The following is a 1,126-nucleotide window of genomic DNA, read 5'->3' on the forward strand; positions in this document are numbered from 1 at the left end:
CGCGCTCGCCTCGGCGCGCACCCGCGTCATCCCGGTCATCGTGCCCTCGCTCTCCAATGTCGTCTTCGTCGAGGTGATCGAGGGCATCCAGGAAGCGGTCGAGGCGCAAGGCTACCAGATGCTGCTCGGCAGCACCGGCTACGATCTCGGGCACGAGGCGGCGCTGGCCGCCACCCTGCTCGGCTGGGCGCCGCCGGGCATGATGGTCGCCGGCCTGCGGCACGAGACGCGCACCGCGACGCTGCTGCGCAACGCCGGCATCCCCATCGTCGAATTCATGGAAACCGGCCGCGCGCCGATCGACATGAATGTCGGCCTCTCGCATGTTCGGGCCGGTGCCGCGATGGCCGAGCACCTGCTCGCGCGCGGCTACCGGCGCATCGGCTTCGTCGGCCTGCGCATGAAGGACGATTACCGCGCCCGCCAGCGCTATGACGGGTTGCGCCGCCAGCTCGCCGGGAAGGCGGCCGTCGTGCTGTTCGACCGCGAGGGCGGGGCCGGGCAGGGCGGCGGCCAGCAGGTCGGCTGGGACGCGCTGCCGGACCTGCTCGCCATCACCCCGGCGCTCGACGCGCTGTTCTTCGCCAATGACGAAATGGCCGTCGGCGCCCTGCTGCGGGCGCGGCGCGACGGGACCGACGTGCCCGGCCGCATCGCCATCGCCGGCTTCAACGGCCTGCCGATCGCGGCGCTGACGACGCCGACGCTGACCACCATCGTCTCGCCCCGCAAGCAGATCGGCCGCGAGGCCGCCGCCATGCTCCTTGCCCGGATCGCCGGGCGGGAGCCGACCACCCGCCGCCTCGATGTCGGTTTCACGCTCGAGGCGGGCGGCAGCACATGAGATTCAGGAGAACGGCATGACCATCGCTTCAGCGGACGGACGGCAATGAGCGCGGGCGAGGGCAGGGCGGCCGCCGTCATCGGCCTCGGCTCGATGGGGGGCGGCATGGCCGCCGCCCTGCTGCGCGCCGGATTCGCGGTCCGCGGCTTCGACGTCGTTCCCGCCAATCTCGACCGTCTCGCCGCCGCCGGCGGTGCGCCGGCCGCATCCCCCGAGGCCGCCGCGCGCGGTGCGGAGATCGTCGTCAGCGTCGTCGTCAATGCCGAGCAGACCGAGGCGGTG

Annotated in this window: 2 protein-coding genes; both read left to right on the top strand. The window is 73.1% G+C overall.

The genetic code is table 11. The annotated features are described in order from the left end of the window. On the top strand, nt 1–844 hold an 844-nt coding region (locus APM_RS12995), incomplete at its 5' end, for a substrate-binding domain-containing protein (protein ID WP_007423829.1). A gap of 45 nt (nt 845–889) precedes the next feature. Next, nucleotides 890–1,126: NAD(P)-binding domain-containing protein (locus APM_RS13000; RefSeq protein ID WP_007423830.1), on the top strand; the 237-nt coding region annotated here is incomplete at its 3' end.

Source organism: Acidiphilium sp. PM, from assembly GCF_000219295.1.
Taxonomy (GTDB): Bacteria; Pseudomonadota; Alphaproteobacteria; order Acetobacterales; family Acetobacteraceae; genus Acidiphilium; species Acidiphilium multivorum.